At 48.8% G+C, this 17,403-nt stretch carries 16 protein-coding genes; 15 read left to right on the plus strand and 1 reads right to left on the minus strand.

Annotated features, from left to right (window positions below):
• The first annotated feature begins 2 nt into the window (after positions 1-2).
• The 15 genes from IEY24_RS22150 to nagA are packed head-to-tail and all read left to right on the plus strand — an operon-like array spanning position 3 to position 15,161.
• The gene (locus IEY24_RS22150; protein ID WP_188936121.1) at positions 3-1,259 is read left to right on the plus strand and encodes an ABC transporter ATP-binding protein; all 1,257 of its coding nucleotides are present in this window, start codon (positions 3-5) and stop codon (positions 1,257-1,259) included.
• Positions 1,252-2,334 carry a DegT/DnrJ/EryC1/StrS family aminotransferase gene (locus tag IEY24_RS22155; RefSeq protein ID WP_188936123.1) on the plus strand — a complete coding sequence of 361 codons (1,083 nt, stop codon included), beginning with the start codon at positions 1,252-1,254 and terminating at the stop codon, positions 2,332-2,334. Before IEY24_RS22150 ends, IEY24_RS22155 begins: the two co-directional genes overlap by 8 nt.
• A 4-nt stretch (positions 2,335-2,338) precedes the next feature.
• Positions 2,339-4,396 (plus strand): ArnT family glycosyltransferase, encoded by a 2,058-nt coding sequence (locus tag IEY24_RS22160; RefSeq protein ID WP_188936125.1) that lies wholly within the window; start codon positions 2,339-2,341, stop codon positions 4,394-4,396.
• Positions 4,397-4,404: 8 nt separating this feature from the next.
• A complete protein-coding gene (locus IEY24_RS22165; RefSeq protein WP_188936127.1) occupies positions 4,405-5,103 on the plus strand; it encodes a WbqC family protein in 699 nt (232 codons plus the stop codon).
• Positions 5,104-5,105: 2 nt separating this feature from the next.
• On the plus strand, positions 5,106-5,762 hold the full coding sequence (locus IEY24_RS22170; RefSeq protein WP_188936129.1) for an acetyltransferase: 657 nt from the start codon (positions 5,106-5,108) through the stop codon (positions 5,760-5,762).
• A 41-nt stretch (positions 5,763-5,803) separates the two neighbouring features.
• The gene (locus IEY24_RS22175; RefSeq protein WP_188936130.1) at positions 5,804-7,027 is read left to right on the plus strand and encodes a glycosyltransferase family 4 protein; all 1,224 of its coding nucleotides are present in this window, start codon (positions 5,804-5,806) and stop codon (positions 7,025-7,027) included.
• Positions 7,024-8,007, plus strand: a complete 984-nt coding sequence (locus tag IEY24_RS22180) for a glycosyl transferase (protein ID WP_188936132.1) — start codon at positions 7,024-7,026, stop codon at positions 8,005-8,007. The genes IEY24_RS22175 and IEY24_RS22180 overlap by 4 nt, the downstream gene beginning before the upstream one ends.
• Positions 8,007-8,762, plus strand: a complete 756-nt coding sequence (locus tag IEY24_RS22185) for a DUF5672 family protein (protein WP_188936134.1) — start codon at positions 8,007-8,009, stop codon at positions 8,760-8,762. Before IEY24_RS22180 ends, IEY24_RS22185 begins: the two co-directional genes overlap by 1 nt.
• 6 nt (positions 8,763-8,768) lie before the next feature.
• Positions 8,769-9,722 (plus strand): hypothetical protein, encoded by a 954-nt coding sequence (locus IEY24_RS22190; RefSeq protein WP_188936136.1) that lies wholly within the window; start codon positions 8,769-8,771, stop codon positions 9,720-9,722.
• A 10-nt stretch (positions 9,723-9,732) separates the two neighbouring features.
• The gene (locus IEY24_RS22195; RefSeq protein ID WP_188936138.1) at positions 9,733-10,617 is read left to right on the plus strand and encodes a glycosyltransferase family 2 protein; all 885 of its coding nucleotides are present in this window, start codon (positions 9,733-9,735) and stop codon (positions 10,615-10,617) included.
• Positions 10,614-11,960, plus strand: coding sequence for a hypothetical protein (locus IEY24_RS22200; protein ID WP_188936140.1), 1,347 nt, complete (start codon positions 10,614-10,616; stop codon positions 11,958-11,960). The genes IEY24_RS22195 and IEY24_RS22200 overlap by 4 nt, the downstream gene beginning before the upstream one ends.
• Positions 11,961-12,011: 51 nt before the next feature.
• Positions 12,012-13,061 (plus strand): acyltransferase family protein, encoded by a 1,050-nt coding sequence (locus IEY24_RS22205; RefSeq protein ID WP_188936142.1) that lies wholly within the window; start codon positions 12,012-12,014, stop codon positions 13,059-13,061.
• Between the two features lie 55 nt (positions 13,062-13,116).
• Complete coding sequence (gene trxA / locus IEY24_RS22210) at positions 13,117-13,413, plus strand: thioredoxin (RefSeq protein ID WP_188936144.1); 297 nt, start codon at positions 13,117-13,119, stop codon at positions 13,411-13,413.
• 15 nt (positions 13,414-13,428) lie between these two features.
• Positions 13,429-13,992: a pentapeptide repeat-containing protein gene (locus IEY24_RS22215; RefSeq protein WP_188936146.1), complete on the plus strand. Its 564-nt coding sequence runs from the start codon at positions 13,429-13,431 to the stop codon at positions 13,990-13,992.
• 59 nt (positions 13,993-14,051) lie between these two features.
• On the plus strand, positions 14,052-15,161 hold the full coding sequence (gene nagA / locus IEY24_RS22220) for an N-acetylglucosamine-6-phosphate deacetylase (RefSeq protein ID WP_188936147.1): 1,110 nt from the start codon (positions 14,052-14,054) through the stop codon (positions 15,159-15,161).
• A 4-nt stretch (positions 15,162-15,165) separates the two neighbouring features.
• Here nagA and IEY24_RS22225 read toward each other — a convergent pair whose 3' ends face one another.
• A complete protein-coding gene (locus IEY24_RS22225; protein ID WP_188936148.1) occupies positions 15,166-17,364 on the minus strand; it encodes a B12-binding domain-containing radical SAM protein in 2,199 nt (732 codons plus the stop codon).
• Between the last annotated feature and the right edge of the window lie 39 nt (positions 17,365-17,403).

Here is a 17,403-nt window from a genome sequence, read left to right on the forward strand (position 1 = left end):
GCATGTCTGTAATTGTAGCTGAAAATATCAGCAAAAAATATATCATCGACCACCAACGCAAAAACGGCTCGTCCGGTTTACGCGACATTGTTTCCGAGACGGTTAATAAATTGTTCGGCAAACAAGAGAAGAATGGTTTCGCTGAGAAAGAAGAATTCTGGGCATTACAAGATGTCAACTTCTCCATCGACAGGGGCGACCGCATTGGTATCGTTGGCCATAATGGCGCAGGAAAATCCACGTTGCTGAAAATCCTCAGCCGCATTACCGAGCCTACCACCGGCCAGATCAAGATCGATGGCCGCATTGCCAGCTTGCTGGAAGTGGGGACCGGCTTTCATCCGGAATTGACGGGACGCGAGAATATTTTCCTGAATGGAGCTATTCTGGGAATGTCAAAGGGCGAAATCCGCGAATCATTTGACGCTATCGTTGATTTTGCTGGGGTTGAAAAATTCCTTGATACGCCCGTTAAAAGATATTCTTCGGGGATGTACGTCCGTCTGGGTTTCGCGATCGCGGCGCACCTTAATCCCGAGATCCTGATTGTGGACGAAGTACTCGCCGTAGGCGATACCGAGTTCCAGAAGAAATGTCTCGGCAAAATGCGTGACGTTTCGGAAAGCGGCCGCACATTGCTTTTTGTGAGCCATAACCTGACCGCCATCCAGGCGCTTTGCAACAAGTCATTCTATTTTGAAAAAGGCCGGCTGATCGACCAGGGCGAAACAACGCATATTGTAACGAACTATCTTAGCAAGGTTTCGCATAAATCCCTTGAAAAGCATTGGGACAATATCGAAGCCGCTCCCGGCAACGACCAGGTACGCGTGAAGAGCTTCAAACTTTTCCCGGAATACCAGGACGACCTTACCCATATTGATGTCCGTACGCCGATCAACTTCCAGTTTGAGTTCTGGAACCTGGTAGAAGGCGCTTCACTGAACCTGAGCATGCACTTGTACACGTTTACCGGTGAATGTATCTTCAACGTAGGCACCACGGCTGAAAACTTCTCGAAGGGTATTGTCAGCGGCACCTGCGAAATCCCCGGCAACTTCCTGAACGACGGTTCCTACGTCGTTTCGATGATGATCGTGAAAGATACGAGCACCGTGCTTTACAATATGGAGGAAGCCCTTGTTTTTGATATTGAGGATTACCGTGAAAATGTGACCTGGTATGGCAAATGGCCCGGATATATTCGTCCTCAACTCAATTTTTCTATTCGCCAATCTGAACACGTAGTGAATGATTAACGTCACTAAAACCTTTCTACCTGATCAGGAAGAATATCTGCAATATGTCCGTGGAATCTGGGAACGGGGTTATCTGACCAACAACGGACCACTTTTACAACAGCTCGAAGGACAGCTTAAAGAATATCTGAACGTCGATCACCTGTACTTCTGTGGTAATGGAACGATCGTTCTGCAAATCGCGATCAAGGCGCTTGAACTGAAAGGCGAGATCATCACGACGCCCTTCTCCTACTGTGCCACTTCCAATGCGATTTTGTGGGAAAACTGCACGCCTGTTTTCGTGGACATCGATGCTTCGACATTCAATATCGATGCGGAGCTGATCGAGGCGTCCATTACACCGGCAACATCGGCGATCCTCGCGACGCACGTCTACGGAAATCCCTGTGACGTAGAGGCCATCGAGGCGATTGCCAAAAAACACAACCTGAAAGTTATTTACGACGCCGCGCATGCATTCGGCGTAACTTATAAAGGAAAATCACTGCTTTCCTATGGCGACCTGAGCACTTGCAGCTTCCACGCCACGAAAGTTTTCCATACGATCGAAGGCGGTGCATTGATCTCCAACCATCCCGAGCTCGACCGCAAACTGCATTTACTGCGTGCGTTCGGCCACCAGGGTGACGAGCATTATGAATTCGCGGGAATCAATGGTAAAAACTCGGAATTCCATGCGGCAATGGGTTTGGTAAACCTTCCGCAGGTACCGGCGATCATCCAGGCGCGCAGGGACGTTTTCGACGCCTATGACGGCCTGCTCAATTGGGATATTCTGTTTAAACCCACATTGAGCGCCGACATCGAATATAACTACGCTTATTATCCGGTAGTGTTCCCTTCGGAGGCGGTTATGTTCAGGGTAATGGAGGCATTAAAAGTGGAAGAAATCATTCCAAGGAGATATTTTTATCCGTCGCTTAACACCCTTTCATTCATGCCAAGGCAAATTGCCTGCCCTGTTTCCGAGGATATCGCGGCAAGAGTGTTAAGTTTGCCATTATATGTAGGGCTTCCTTACGAAGATATTGAAAGGATTGCCCGCATTATCAACGGTCATTTATCACCATAGTAGCATGGTCATTTTTTATTGGCTAACTTTTTTCCTGTTTTTATACGGTATCAGCTTTGTTGCAAAAAAAATTGCTCAACCTTCGCTCACGGAACTGATTATTACCTTCTTCATTCTATTTGTCGGTAGCATTATCCCTACCGGCTTTATTTTGTCGGCGCTGGATCTTACCGCGAACGTATTCGCATGGATCGGCGGCACTTTCGGTATTCTCGCATTACAGTACCTGCTCTGGACAAAGCTCGTACCACAACAAGCGCATTATACCATTCGCGGGCTGATCGCTAACCGGCTGAGCACATTCCGGCTCTGGACCAGGGAGCTATCCGTTTACCTGAAAGTGATTTTCGGTGCGATGTTCCTGACGTTCGCGATCATTGGAATAACCAACCTGATCCTCGTGCTATTTACCGCTCCCAATGAATGGGACAGCATGACCGGGCACCTAAACCGCGCTATCCGCTATATTCAGCGGGGCACTATGGAGCATTTCGGCGGGGCCAACTGGAACATGGATACCTATCCGAAGAGCCTCACCACGATCCATATTTACTCCTACCTGATCAGCGGGGACATTGAAAATTCATTTAAACTCATTCACCAGCTATCGTACTACGTAACGCTGGCGTCGGTATTCGGTATAGCACAAAGGATTGGAAGGAACCTGTCGGCCAGCTTTTTCTGCGCATTGGCATATAGCGTGTTCCTTGATTTCCTGATGCAAGCCGTTACAACGGAAACGGACATTGTGCTGACGGCCTATCTGAGCTGCCTGCTGTATTTCCTGTTTACCTATTTCACCAACCGCGACAACCGCTACCTCTATCTTACAGGAATCACATTCGCGATCGTTACCGGTCATAAGGCTACATTTGCCTTGCTCATGCCATCGGTATTCGTGATCATGATCTATACCGTATTCCTGGCACCGGGTTTTAAAGTGTTTTTTGAAAGGACTTTAAGGCTTGGCCTCGCGATCGCGTTTTTTGCATTGATTTATACTATTCCAACCGGCTATATCCGTAATATCCAGGTTTTCGGCCATCCCATTGGCCCTCCTACGGCCCGGTACCATCAGTCGTATGAGCGCGCAGGAGGGGCAGCTAACCTGTTTGAACAGGGCAGCCGGAATGTGATCCGCTATACCTATGATTTCTGTAACCTCGACGGCATCCGGAATGCGCAATGGGGTTATGACCTGAATACCGCCATCAGGAAGCCACTGGTAGTTCTGGAAGATAAGCTGCGAATGCGCCTCGACGAGGAGACTGATTTCACTATCGTCCCATTTTCGTTCCAGCGCGGATTTTATTATTACAATGCGAATCCCTACTGGGGCGTATTCGGATTTGCCTTGATCCTTCCGCTGATGCTGCTGGTACTGATCCGCGTTTTCAGATCGCGCGTGCATTTCTTCCTGGTCATTGCATTTTGTCTTAACCTCGCGGCGATCTCCTATTCTGCGGCCTATGATCCGTTCAAAGGCCGGTACTTTATGGAGGCGGGGCTTTTTGGTGTACTTTTTCTGCTCCTGCTTTTCTCACATCACCGTTTATCGATCATCAAGCCGCGCAGGAATGTCTGGAAAGGCTACATTATGGTGGTTGTAGGACTGGCATGTATTTCCGGGATTATGGCTGTTTACCTGAATATCCGCTGCCTTCCGCTGCCATCCTACGGCATGGAATCGGCATTGACGATGGATCGTATTCCTTACCAGACATTCGCACGACCGGACATTACAAAGGCTTACGTCCGTTTCGATTCCATCGTGCCGGAGAATGCAACCGTGGCGCTCGCTACCGTGAACAGCGATTTTGAGTACCCGCTCTACGGTAAAGACCTGACCCGGAAACTGATTTCAATCAATCCTTTCGAAGAAGGCCTGCGACCTATTCCCAAAGATGCTGATTACCTGTTTTATGCCCGCAAGGTGATCAACGACACGAGTAAGATCCGTGCATTACCGACCGATATCCGGCTCGGCTCCGACACCACCTTGTATCACCGAACCTTTTTGAGTGAGAAGGGGGAAGATTATTATCTGAGAAAACTCAAATAGCCCAAGCCATGACTATTGCCATCATGCAGCCGTATATTTTCCCATATATCGGCTATTTCCAGCTGATCGATGCCGTGGACAAGTTCATTATTTACGACGATGTGAACTTCATCAACAAGGGCTGGATCAACCGGAATAATCTGCTCGTCGGCGGCAAGGCGCATCTTTTCAGCATTCCGCTGAAAGACGCCAGCCAGAATAAACTGATCTTCGAAGTGCAACTTGCGAAACATGAACAGTGGCAGAAAAAGTTATTGAAAACCATTCAGCAATCATATCAGAAGGCTCCCTGTTATCAAAAGGTTTTTGAACTGATAGAAGAAATCGTAAATTTAGAAGTTGATTCAATTAACGAGCTTTCTATATACGCATTAAAAAAAACTTGCGCATACTTGGGCATAGGCACGGAGATTGTTCCCTCTTCAACGATATATAATAATAAACACCTGAAAGGACAGGACCGAATTCTGGATATCTGTAAACAGGAGCAAGCAAACCACTACATCAATCCGATTGGCGGAGTGGAATTGTACGACAAAGGCAAATTTGAAAACGAGGGAATAAGACTGGACTTCATAAAAAGTATATCTAGCCCGTACCCCCAATTTAAAAATGCTTTCGTACCTTGGTTGTCTGTTATAGACGTTCTGATGTTTAACGGCCCGGATGGCTTCAGGAAACAATTAGAGGCATACGAACTTATTTAGGAATGGCGAAGATTATCGTTTTTGGAGTACTCGACACAGCAGAACTAGCGCACTATTACCTAACCCATGACTCTGATCATGAGGTTGTTGCATTCGCCGTCAATCGCCAATATATCGAACAAGACACTTTCCACGGCCTACCTGTGGTAGCATTCGAAGATGTGGAAAGTATTTTCCCGCCTTCCGAATACAAGTTCTTTGCACCTATGACCGGCCGCAATATGAACCGCAACCGCGAGGCGATTTACAACCACGCCAAAGCGAAAGGCTACCAGTTCATTTCCTATATCAGTTCCCGTGCGACGATCTGCAATAATGTGATCGGCGAGAACTGTTTTATTCTCGAAGACAATACGATTCAGCCGTTCACGACCATCGGTAACAACGTCGTCATGTGGAGCGGCAACCATATCGGCCATCACGGCCAGATCAAAGACCACGTCTTCTTTACTTCGCATGTGGTGCTTTCGGGGCATTGTGTGGTAGAATCGTACTCCTTCTTTGGAGTGAACGCCACCATCCGCGATTACACGACCATTGCGCAGGGAACATTGGTGGGGATGGCATCGGCCATCATGAAAGAAACCGAAGAATGGGGCGTCTATGTCGGAAACCCTGCGAAAAAGGTACCCGGAAAGATGAGCTACGAAGCTTATTGAGTCGATCCGGTGACGAAAGTTTGAGCTAGTTAATATCGGTAATGGACCAGAAGAAAATACTTTTTGTAAGTCATGATGCTAACAGGGCAGGAAGTCAGTTGCTGTTGCTGCAGTTATTGAGGCTATTGAAAGAACGTGGCGTCCCGATGCACCTGCTACTCTGTAACGGAGGGGAACTGGAAGCGGAATTTGAGGACGTCGTAGGTGTCACGCGTCTTCATCAAAACAAAAAGATCACAACACCTCCCTTTACCGGCAAGCTCCTCCGCAAAACCAATCTGCTGAAAATTTATGAAGAACGTTCCCTGCAGAAAGGCAACGAACGGGTACTGGCGGAACTGGAACAACAGAACATCGGCCTTATCTTCATCAATTCCATTGCTAATGCGGAGGTTTACTACGATTTTCTGAAATCCTTTCACGACTTGCCGCTGGTACTTTTTGTACATGAGCTGGCGATGTCGGTGAAAATCTATACCCAGGAGGAGCAACTGGCTTTTCTGCTTAAAAAGACTGATCGCCTGATTGCCGTCTCCAATGCGGTAGCCGATCATTATATCCGGAAATACGATTTCCCCGCGACGCACGTAAGCACTTTCACGCTTATCGACCATGAGCGGATTGATCAGCGATTGCTTGCGGTACAGCACGATATTCTCGAAAAAACCTATAAAATCCCCGAAGACGCCATTGTGATAGGTGGCTGCGGAAACGCCGAATGGCGCAAGGGCAACGACATTTTTAACTGGATCGCCAGCAGGGTGATCCGCAAAACACAGCCACTGCCCGTTTACTTCGTGTGGGTGGGCGCAGGCCCGCAGCATGAGATCTACGAGCTGATCGAAAGCGATATCCGGCTAATGGGATTGAGCGACAAAATCATCCTCATTCCGCCAACTCCGCGCGCGCTCGACTATATTAACCGCTTCGACGTGCTACTGTTGAGTTCCCGCGAAGATCCTTATCCGCTCGTGGTGATGGAAGCCGCATTGCAGGAAATTCCTGTGGTTTGCTTTGAAGACGCCGGCGGCGCACCGGAACTGATCGAGGGCGATGCCGGTTTTGTAGTTCCGTATATGGATATCTCGGCAGCTTCGGACGCGATCATCCAGCTGATCCTCGATCCGTCGCTACGGAACACGCTAGGGCAGAATGCCCGTAAAAAAGTCTTGGAAAGGCATAACACGGACAAAAGCGTAGCGAGCGTCGAAGCCATTATTCAAAAGTATCTACCTATGCAGGTTTCGGAACAGCACAATCAATGACCATTGCCTTTACCATTTGCTCCATCAATTACCTCGCGCAAGCCCGGACATTAGGAGACTCGCTGAAAGCGACCAATCCCGATGTCCGGTTTTTCATTGGCCTGGTAGACACACTTCAGGGAGTTGCATTTGAAGACTCCTATGCGCACGACTACCCAATGATCGAGATCGACAAGATTGAAATCCGCGATTTTCAGGAGATGTGCGCGCGTTACAATATTACAGAGCTAAATACCGCGGTAAAGCCGTTTTATTTCACCTATTTCTTCAAACATTACCCCGAGGCGAAAAACGTCATCTATTTCGACCCGGATATCATTGTATTTCAGCCATTAACAGGCCTTACCGACTCGCTGGCGAAACACAATGCCGTGCTTACACCGCATATCAACACGCCGATCAACGACCGACTGATACCCAACGAGTTGCATCACCTCAATACCGGCGTTTACAACCTCGGCTTCGTGGCATTCAGCCGTTCCGAAGAGAATGACCGGTTTATTTCGTGGTGGGAAGAGAAACTGCGCTACGAATGCCTGATCGACCTCTGTAACGGACTTTTTGTTGATCAGAACTGGATGAATTTCCTGCCCGTCTTTGTCCCGAATACCCATATTGAAAGAAACCCGGGCTACAACGCAGCTTACTGGAATTTGCACGAGCGTGACTTTTCGCAGCGCGACGGCCATTGGTATGTCAACGAAGAAAATCCCCTGATCTTCTTCCATTACAGCGGGTACGACCCCGCCAAACCCGACATCCTTTCGAAATACCAGAACCGCTTCGAGCTGAACGCCCGCACCGACCTGACCGAGCTTTTTGCATTATACAAAAACAGTCTGATCAGCAACGGGAACGCCTATTACCGCAATTTCCCCTGCTCGTACATCAAGCCAGCGCCTGTGCGTCGTTACCAGCGTGTGAGGAAATATCTCAAAATGCCTGTCAATTATCTGATCGGCAAGCTGCAAACGATCTGATGAAAGAGCTGGTTACCGTTATTATTCCTATTCTTGAACGCCAGATTGACCCAACGGAAGAAAAGATGCTGCATCACGCATTGGATATTCTGGCGGAATATCCGATCATATTCATTGCGGGAGAAGGCGCCGATCTATCGGTAGTGCGCGAACATGCCGAAAATATCGATGTCGTGCATTTCCCAAAGCATTTTTTTCAGTCGAGACAGCATTTGGGCCGGCTTTTCCTCATGTCGGATTTTTACGACCGGTTCAACTGGTGCGACTTTTTACTCGTCCATGAACTGAACAGTTGGGTGGTTAAAGATGAACTGTATTATTGGTGCAAGCAGGGTTATGATTATTTCAAAACAGGTCCTGCGCTGGCTCATGCCGGTAGTGCGCCGGGTATCCTGAAACGCATTTCGGGACTTTCCGAGGAAGAAAAACGATTATACGGGTCGGGTTATGCCGACAACGGGCTTTACCTTTGCCGGATCGAGCGGATGACGGCTACTTTGAAAAGCAAGAAAAAACTGGCGCACGAATACCGTCACAATGCGAATTTACCTTATGCCGATTCGCTGTTCTGGGAGCTGGAAGCCAATCGCTTTTTACCGCATCTGAGAACACCCACCGACATTGTGCGCAGCCATTTCGCGCAATATGGTGTCCAATATCAAAATGGCACAACGTTACCTTTTGCTTTGACGGGCATTTCGCATAATAACATCGGTGAAATATCCTTCTTTAAAACTTTGCCTGAAACGGAATAGTCGTTCATGAATATTATATACACAGTCTGTAACCGTACCAACCTGGCGCATGCGCTGGCGCTGGCGGATTCTGTGTTACAGCACCAACCCGACGATGTTTTTTACCTCGGACTGGTTGATTCCATTAGTATTAACAACCTTCCGGAGCATGTAAATCTTCTTCCGGTGGCCGCATTAGCTATTCCCGGCTGGGATACAATGGTTGCGGATTATTACGATTTCGAATTACTGCCCGCCTGCCGTCCCTGGTTCGCGTTGGAAATATTGAAGAAGCACACCGAATGCAGACAACTCACGTTCCTGGCACCGACGGTGCAACTCAAAAAGACATTCAATAGCTTGCTGGATGCCGGCTCTGAGATGTTTTTGACACCCAATATTTCGGTTCCTTTGAAAAAATCGCCCATTCTGGACGACAAACGCATTCTGAATGCAGGCATGTACCACTCGGGAAGCTGGACATTGCGACCTTCGGAGAAAACCACACCCGTGCTGGAATGGTGGGCGCAGCGGACTATCGACCGCGCCAATTTCGATCTTTGCAATGGCATGAATACCGATCAGCTTTGGCTCAATTATGTGCCGGTTTGGGTACCTGCGACGCAGACACTGCATAATCCCGGCTGGCATTATGGTTTGAATGCAGTTTTGAACAAAATGCTCGTTGCAAAAAATGACGGTTACGAGGTCGATGGACAACCACTCATCTCGCTCGACTTTGCCGGGCTTGGGCATTTCGATCCAATCTGGTCAGATCACGCGGGGTTGGTTGCCGAAAACAAGGCATTTCAGACATTGTTCATGGAATACCAGCGCATTGTAGTGAAAAAGAGGTACGACCTGGAAGTCAGCGGCCAACCGGCATTTGGAAAACATGCCGATATCCTTCCCAACCGGTTAATGAGAAAGGGCATTGCCGCGAAATTGAAGGAGTTGACTAGATATATCGATCAGTTTTAAACAGGATTCCATGCATTTTTTAGAACAAATCACACAGGACCTGCGGAACTCCGTATCAGCACTGAAACCGGCCACGGCAGCCGCCAACGCGCAGCGGTATCCGAAACTGACGGTCATTACACCTTCCTACAACCAGGCGGCATTCCTCGAAAGAACAATCCTGAGCGTGCTTAACCAGGGATATCCCAATCTCGAATATATCATCGTCGACGGCGGCTCGAACGACGGCAGTGTAGAAATCATTAAAAAATACGAAAAACACCTCTCCTGGTGGGTTTCGGAGAAGGACCGCGGGCAGGTCCACGCCATCAACAAGGCGCTGGAACGGGCGACGGGCGAGTATATCAGCTTCCAAAATTCCGATGATGTATATTTTCCCGGTACTTTCGCTCGTTTTGGAGAAGCAGCTTTGAAATACCCGGTCGATATCCTGTATGGCGACCTGTACATGATCACCACCGACGACGAAGTGACCGAAATACTCAAAACAACTTCTTACGACTTCGATTGCCAGATCCTGGAAGGGATGCAGATCCATAACCAGTCGCTGTTTTTCAAGCGCTCACTGGTAGAAAAATATGGGATGTTCGATGAATCGTTCCGTTTTGCATTCGACTACGACTTCATTACACGGTACACGTCGCACAAATCGACTACGACTAAAAAGATCGATGGCCTCGGGGGCGCATTACGCGTACATGCGGAAGCGAAGTCGTCGACCATCGCGACAACCGTCGGCCGTGAGGAACATGCGAGGGTACAAAAATTGTACATTTCAACGAACGGTTCCCCGGTAGTCAACAAAATGAAGTATCTTTGGTGCCGCGTCCGTAAAATTGCCTATTTCATTCTGCGGTTAGATATTCAGTACATCAGATTCAGGCTTTCCAGATGAATTGGAGCTTATTTAATGTAGCCAACAATTTTAATTATCTCCGGTATTCGATGGGCATCGCGATGATGTTCAACGGGTTTCCGCTGATATTTTTTATTCGCGATACACTCGGCATTGGGCCTGCGAGCAGCGTTTTTACCGCGATTTTCTTTTCGCTCGCGCTGGTGCTGATGGTCCCGCCAACGCTTTTCAAACGACTTTACAAGCCGAATATCATCCTGATCAACCTCGGAGCGGGATTTCTGCTGCTCACTCTCTGGTACTTCATGTTCATGAACCACCAGGGAAAGGCGGTAGCGGATATCGGTAACTTCGTGTTCACATTCGGGTTCCTGGCATTGCTCATGCACGTCCCTAACGACGTGAAAGACACGCTGATACAGGTACTTTTCCTGTTTTCATTCTTTACAAACATTACCCTCGTTTACTCACTCATCACCGACCCGAACTGGACGCCGGGGATGCGGGCTGCGGTAAATTTCGCCAACGAAGGTGCCCAGCCGGGCGGTAACCCGCACATTACGGCGCGCAATGGAGTTATTACCCTCCTGTCCGCGATGGTATTGCTCGGTAACACCAAGCATCTGCTCACGAGGCTATTCCTGTTTTTCTCGATGTTGTTTGGAATGGGCGTGGTGGTACTATCACTCGCGAAATCAAGCTACCTGGGCCTGGGGATCGCTTTCGGAGCGTACTTTCTCTTTCATTTCAAATTTTCGGACATTACTTCGGCCATCGGCAGTGCCTTTAAGTTCAGGAATATGGTGTTTATCATACTCATATTACTGGCGATCAACTATTTCCTGTCACGCTATGGCAATATTCTGAACCTGCTTCTAGGCTATTGGGATATTTTCCAGGACCGGATCATGAACGTGATCTTTACTTCCACCGGGGTGAGGCTTTCGGAAGAAGCGGATGTCGATTATTCGGCGATGGGACGGGTGAGTGGTTTCGGAGAATTTTTGGAAACACTGTATTCATGGGACATCTTCCTCGGCAGGGGTTATAAGAACGACTATCTGGACGTTCCGCTGCTCGAATCCTGGGTAAACCACGGAATTTTCGGATTTATCTTTTTTGCCAGCTTCAACTTCTTCATGTTCCTGTACGTGATCCGCGAGGTACGCCGCCATACCAATCCGCTGACGACCTTTCTGGCGTACTTCTTCCTGTCGATGGTGGTGCTGCTCTTTACCGGTGGCCGGCCCTACGATATTGCGTTCTGGTTCCCCTATTCGGTGATGATCCGTTTCCTGGGTATCAAATACCTCGACACCGTACCACGTCTGAGAAAAATTATCAGACCCCAGCCGCAACCCATAAGCACCGTAACCACCTGACACGCTCCCCCGAGCCGGGGAACCTTCCCGGAAGGTTCCAGCATTCCACGCATGAAGAACAGAGTTGAACAACTGGATGGGTTAAGGGGCATATTCGCTGTCCTGGTCATTGCCCACCACCACAATGCATTCAAGGAGTCGATTCTTTACAACAACTTTTTCGTCATCAACGCGAGCCTGTTTGTTGACTTTTTCTTTGTGTTGAGTGGCTTCGTAATTGCACTTAACTACGTCGATCGCATTCACAGCACAGGCGATTTTCTGACGTTTCTGAAAAAGCGCTTTATCAGATTGTATCCGCTCCTCTTCTACACCGAAGTCGTTTTTGTATTAGCCAACCTGCTCGGTGAGCACAGCGCATTCAAAAACGTCGGCGGAATGGGACTCGGCTATTACTTATACACATCTCTGGACGCGCTCACATTCATGGGTTCCAGCACGGTATTTGGGGGTTGGATCAGCAATAACTATCCGTCCTGGTCGATTTCCGCCGAAATGATTTCCTATGTCGTGTTCGGGCTGGTCGTTTTGACCTTACCAAGGTTTAAATATGCCGCATTCGCGATCATCGGCTTGCTATCAGGTATTTTCATTTATTCGAGAGGAGAGTATCTGCTGGCCTACGATTACGGCTATGTGCGCGGGCTCCTGTGTTTTTCGCTGGGCATATTCACGCAAAGGCTATTAAGCCGGAAAACATTTCAGCTTTCCGCATTCGAGATCCCGTTCCTGCTCTTTTTGATGGCCGCCATGTATTTCGTGCACCATTGGGAGCTAAACCTCTGGAAACTCGTTTTCCCGTTCATTTTCTCGATTGGTATCGTCATTTTCGCAAATTCCACGGGTGTTGTTACGAAGATGCTGAGCAGCAAGCCGTTCCAATACCTGGGTAAAATCTCCTACTCCATTTACCTGAACCACGCGATCGTGCTCATTTTCATCAATATCGTGTTGTTCAGGTTCTTAAATTCGCCGCATAACGAACTGATGTTCGGGGTTTCGCTGCTCAGCGCAATCGCCCTCACGATCCTGTATTCGCATTTCACTTATGAATTTGTGGAAAAACGTGTGGGCAAGTTTCTCAGGGATAACTGGCGTTAAATTAAACCTTTCGCGGTTCGGATGGGTTATCCTTTCAGACAAAAACAGTAGCGTTATGGCAACTTTCTCAGAATTGATCAACAGCGATAAACCGGTTTTGGTAGATTTCTCGGCTGAATGGTGCGGCCCTTGTAAAATGATGAAACCGATCCTTGAACAAGTTAAAGCGGATTTGGGCGATTCTGCCACAATCATCAAAGTCGACGTAGACAAAAATCAGTCGGCGGCACAGGCGTACCGTATTCAGGGCGTTCCTACGCTGATCGTGTTCAAAAACGGCAAGCCGCTCTGGCGCCAATCGGGCGTAGTGCAGGCCGATCAGCTGAAATCCATCATCAAGCAATACATTTAATATCCATTGGGCTCAATGCGCAACACCCGCGATTTCGAAACTATTGAAAATAAAGATTTTAGCATTGAGCCATTGCTGGAAAACAGCTACGAACAAGTCCGGTTTGTGCAATGCAGCTTCACCGACCTGGCTGGTATTGATTTCATCGACTGCGTTTTCGAGGAGTGTAACCTGAGCAATGCATCAATCAAAAATTGTAAAATTTCCGATATCGGATTCCTCAATTGCAAACTTACGGGCGTCAATTTCTCGGAGAGCAAAGACTTCGCATTTGCAGCCGTTTTCGAGAATTGCATTCTCGACTATGCCATTTTTGAAAGGAAGAAATTGAACAAAACGGTTTTCAGTAACTGCAAAATCCACAATGCCGATTTCACGCAGAGCGACTTGTCGAAATGCAAAGTGCATAACTGCGACTTCTGGGATGCCGTTTTCGATGGTACCAACCTCAGCAGCACCGATTTTTCGACCAGCAAGAACTTCACCATTGACCCCACCGCGAACAATATCCGCAAAGCAAAATTCCTGTCGTCGGACCTGGCCGGGCTTTTGACCAAATTCGACATAATTATCAAATAGTGCTTTGACTGCCTGCCCATTTTTCGTTTCTTGGGCGCTTCTAAACCAAGCCTTTGATTATGTCCACCCAGTTTTTTGCAGAGAAAGTTTTTACAGGAGCAGAAGTCCTGTTCAACCAGATTATCGTCGTCGAAAATGGCCGTGTCAGCAGCGTCGAAAGCGGTACACCCAAGACGGGCATGCCACAGGTAACCAACCTTGCGCCGGGTTTTTTTGACAGTCACATCAATGGGGGTGAGCAGTTCTATTTCACCGAGCGCGCCGACCAGGAGACAATTGATGATATTTACCAGGCGAGCGTCCACACCGGCACCGCCTACGTGCTACCGACCCTCATTACTTCACCGCACGATAACATTCTTAAAGGTATCGAAGCCACGCGCAGCTATATGGCCAAAAACCCGGATTCGGGCGTGCTGGGCATGCATTTGGAGGGCCCTTACCTGAACCCGGTCAAGCGCGGCGCGCATTTGGCGGCATTCGTTCGCAAACCAACTGACCAGGAACTCGACGAGATCATCCGCTACGGCAAGGACGTGATCCGCCTGATCACCATCGCGCCCGAAATGTTTACCGAAGACCAGCTGCAAATGTTGCTCGAATCGGGTATTACCGTTTCGGCAGGCCATTCTAATGCTACTTACGCCGAAGCTATGACCGCATTCGACCAGGGCATTCAGCTTGTGACGCATTTGTACAACGCTATGTCGGCATTTGGCCACAGGGCTCCCGGGCTCGTGGGCGCTACTTTCGACACCGAATTTGTTTATGCGCCAATCATTATAGACGGTACCCATTGTGATTTCGGCGCGGCGAGTGTTGCTTACAAAATCAAGCGCGATAAGCTCTTCCTGATTTCGGATGCATTGTTTTTAGGCCAGAAGGTCACGCAGTTTAAATGGGGGGAATTTGATGCCTATTTGAAAGACGGGAAATACATCAACTCGGATGGTAACCTCGCAGGCGCTACTATTTCGCTCGGCGACGCGGTACGGAATGCCGTGGAAATCATCGGAATACCAGTTCAGGAAGCGATTGAAATGGCGACTGTCCGGCCGGCAACCGCATTGGGGCTGCAAGACAAGATAGGTAGCATTGCACCGGGCTATCCCGCTGTATTTACCGCTTTCGACGACAACCTCGAAAATTTCGAAGTGCTTCGTTATTAACGCCTTAAAGCACAAGCATACCCCCTTTTTTCAACTCCTGCCACGTGCGGGAGTTGAGGAATATATCGAAATTTCCTAGTCCGGCTGCTTCAAAATCATTTCTAAATTGCTCGAAAGCATAAGGTTCGGGATTGGCAATGAGCAATTTGGGAAGCATTTCAGTCAACCACTCCCCTACTTCGACGTCCGCTTCAACGGCCCATTCTTTTTTCTTGTTATAAAAAACGAGTTCCGCTATTTCGCGTACTTTCCTCCCTTTTCTTTCCTCAAAAACAGCTATTTCGGGTAAACTGCCGGTCCATACAATGAATGCATTCGGTCGTGCCGCCAGTTCTACGGGTTCGTGGATGCTCTTTTCAAGGTAATTCGGCGGAATAGACGTCGGCGGCGTTTTGAAATCGAACCATTTGGACAATGGAAAATCCAGGCAAACGCCGTGCATAAAATTGAAAAGCGATTTGCGTAAGCCTTCTGCAAACCGGTCATGATCGGCACCCAGCGGGTCGTTATGTTCCAAATCATTATTCGCAAACGTGCCCGTATCCGGCCCCAGCCGCATGACATCGAACGCTTCCGGATGTAAACCGACCGGACTATGCGCGGTCATTGCGAACCGGTGCCAAAAGCCCGATTGCACCACGCCCAGCTGGAACATCTGCCGCACCATTTCCAGCGAATCGATTGTCTCCTGTGCGGTTTGCGTCGGGAACCCGTACATCAGGTACGCGTGCACCATAATGCCTGCCTGCGTGAACGCATCCGCCACGCGCGCTACCTGCGCAACGGTAACACCTTTTTTCATTCGTTCGAGCAGGCGATCGGAGGCCACTTCAAGCCCGCCCGAAATAGCGATACAGCCCGAAGCTTTCAATAGCAGGCAGAGGTCGTAAGTGAAGTTCTTTTCGAAACGGATATTAGTCCACCAAACGACCGTGAGCTTCCGGCGGATAATTTCCAGCGCCAAGTCGCGCAGCAATGCCGGCGGCGCAGCTTCATCTACAAAATGGAAGCCGTTCTGCTGCGTCTGCGCGATGATTTCCTCAATGCGGTCGCAGAGCAATGAAGCTGTCATCGGCTCGTAACGGCGGATATAATCCAGGGAAATGTCGCAAAACGAGCATTTACCCCAATAGCAGCCATGTGCGAGCGTCAACTTGTTCCAGCGGCCGTCACTCCAGAGACGGTGCATCGGATTCACGATCTCGATGACCGAAAGATAATCGTGCAAGGGCAAATCGCTATAATCCGGCGTACCTGTTTCGCGCTGCGGTACATCTTTTTCCTTCGCACCATTGTGATACACCACCTTTCCCTCTACCAGCGAATACACTCTTTTCAAACTTGCGAGGTCGCGCTCACCATCCAAATGCTCCAAAAGGGATTGCAGCGGCGCCTCTCCGTCGTCGAGGCATATAAAATCGATGTAATTAAACACTCGCGGCTCTTCCAGCGAACGCAGTTCCGTATTGGCGAAGCCGCCACCCATCACGATTTTGATATGTGGGTAATGTGCTTTCAAATACTGCCCGCATTTAAAACCACCATACAAATTCCCGGGAAAAGGCACCGAAATGCATACGATATCGGGTTGGTATCGCGTCACTTTTTGTTCCAGCACATCCTTCAACGTCTGCGAAAGCAGCGTATCCGGCGTTTCCAGCGCGGCTTCCATTTCATCAAAGCTCGTCGCAGACCGCCCCAACCGCTCCGCATACCGGCTGAAACCGAAATGTGGGTCGATGGCTTCCTGGATCAGATCGCCGAGGTCTTCGAGGTATAATGTCGCCAAATGCCGGGCTTTATCGTGGATACCCATCGTTCCGAATGCCCAATCCAGATCTTCCAGTTGCTGAAAGCGACTAGCCTCCGGCAGATAGCTGCGATCGCAAATGCTATGGGCCAGTGTGGGGTTATTGTTTTTAAGAAAACGGATCACCGGATCGATCGTCGAAATGTACTCATCCCGCAGCGCGTAAATACGGAAACTATTGTCCGTCAGCTCGATATCCGACGCTTCGAGCATGGCAAAAATCTTTTGCAATCCCTTTGAAGAAAATAATTCCAGGATCACATCAATCCCCAGATCAGCCTGATACGACGCTCTGCCCAAAGTATTCAAAAACCCTTTGAGGTAAGCGGTAGCGGGGTAAGGCGTATTGAGCTGGGTAAATGGCGGGGTAACCAGAAGTATTTTCTTTTTCACGGATGCGCGTTTTCTACGGTGCAAAGGTAAGGTTTTTGG

It is taken from the genome of Dyadobacter endophyticus (genome assembly GCF_014641595.1).
In the GTDB taxonomy this organism is placed as follows: Bacteria; Bacteroidota; Bacteroidia; order Cytophagales; family Spirosomataceae; genus Dyadobacter; species Dyadobacter endophyticus.

Excerpts from the sequence above, each read along its gene's own strand:
- IEY24_RS22150 (WP_188936121.1), top strand. The coding sequence starts at position 3 with ATGTCTGTAATTGTAGCTGAAAATATCAGCAAAAAATATATCATCGAC.
- IEY24_RS22155 (WP_188936123.1), top strand. The coding sequence starts at position 1,252 with ATGATTAACGTCACTAAAACCTTTCTACCTGATCAGGAAGAATATCTG.
- IEY24_RS22160 (WP_188936125.1), top strand. The coding sequence starts at position 2,339 with ATGGTCATTTTTTATTGGCTAACTTTTTTCCTGTTTTTATACGGTATC.
- IEY24_RS22165 (WP_188936127.1), top strand. The coding sequence starts at position 4,405 with ATGACTATTGCCATCATGCAGCCGTATATTTTCCCATATATCGGCTAT.
- IEY24_RS22170 (WP_188936129.1), top strand. The coding sequence starts at position 5,106 with ATGGCGAAGATTATCGTTTTTGGAGTACTCGACACAGCAGAACTAGCG.
- IEY24_RS22175 (WP_188936130.1), top strand. The coding sequence starts at position 5,804 with ATGGACCAGAAGAAAATACTTTTTGTAAGTCATGATGCTAACAGGGCA.
- IEY24_RS22180 (WP_188936132.1), top strand. The coding sequence starts at position 7,024 with ATGACCATTGCCTTTACCATTTGCTCCATCAATTACCTCGCGCAAGCC.
- IEY24_RS22185 (WP_188936134.1), top strand. The coding sequence starts at position 8,007 with ATGAAAGAGCTGGTTACCGTTATTATTCCTATTCTTGAACGCCAGATT.
- IEY24_RS22190 (WP_188936136.1), top strand. The coding sequence starts at position 8,769 with ATGAATATTATATACACAGTCTGTAACCGTACCAACCTGGCGCATGCG.
- IEY24_RS22195 (WP_188936138.1), top strand. The coding sequence starts at position 9,733 with ATGCATTTTTTAGAACAAATCACACAGGACCTGCGGAACTCCGTATCA.
- IEY24_RS22200 (WP_188936140.1), top strand. The coding sequence starts at position 10,614 with ATGAATTGGAGCTTATTTAATGTAGCCAACAATTTTAATTATCTCCGG.
- IEY24_RS22205 (WP_188936142.1), top strand. The coding sequence starts at position 12,012 with ATGAAGAACAGAGTTGAACAACTGGATGGGTTAAGGGGCATATTCGCT.
- trxA (WP_188936144.1), top strand. The coding sequence starts at position 13,117 with ATGGCAACTTTCTCAGAATTGATCAACAGCGATAAACCGGTTTTGGTA.
- IEY24_RS22215 (WP_188936146.1), top strand. The coding sequence starts at position 13,429 with ATGCGCAACACCCGCGATTTCGAAACTATTGAAAATAAAGATTTTAGC.
- nagA (WP_188936147.1), top strand. The coding sequence starts at position 14,052 with ATGTCCACCCAGTTTTTTGCAGAGAAAGTTTTTACAGGAGCAGAAGTC.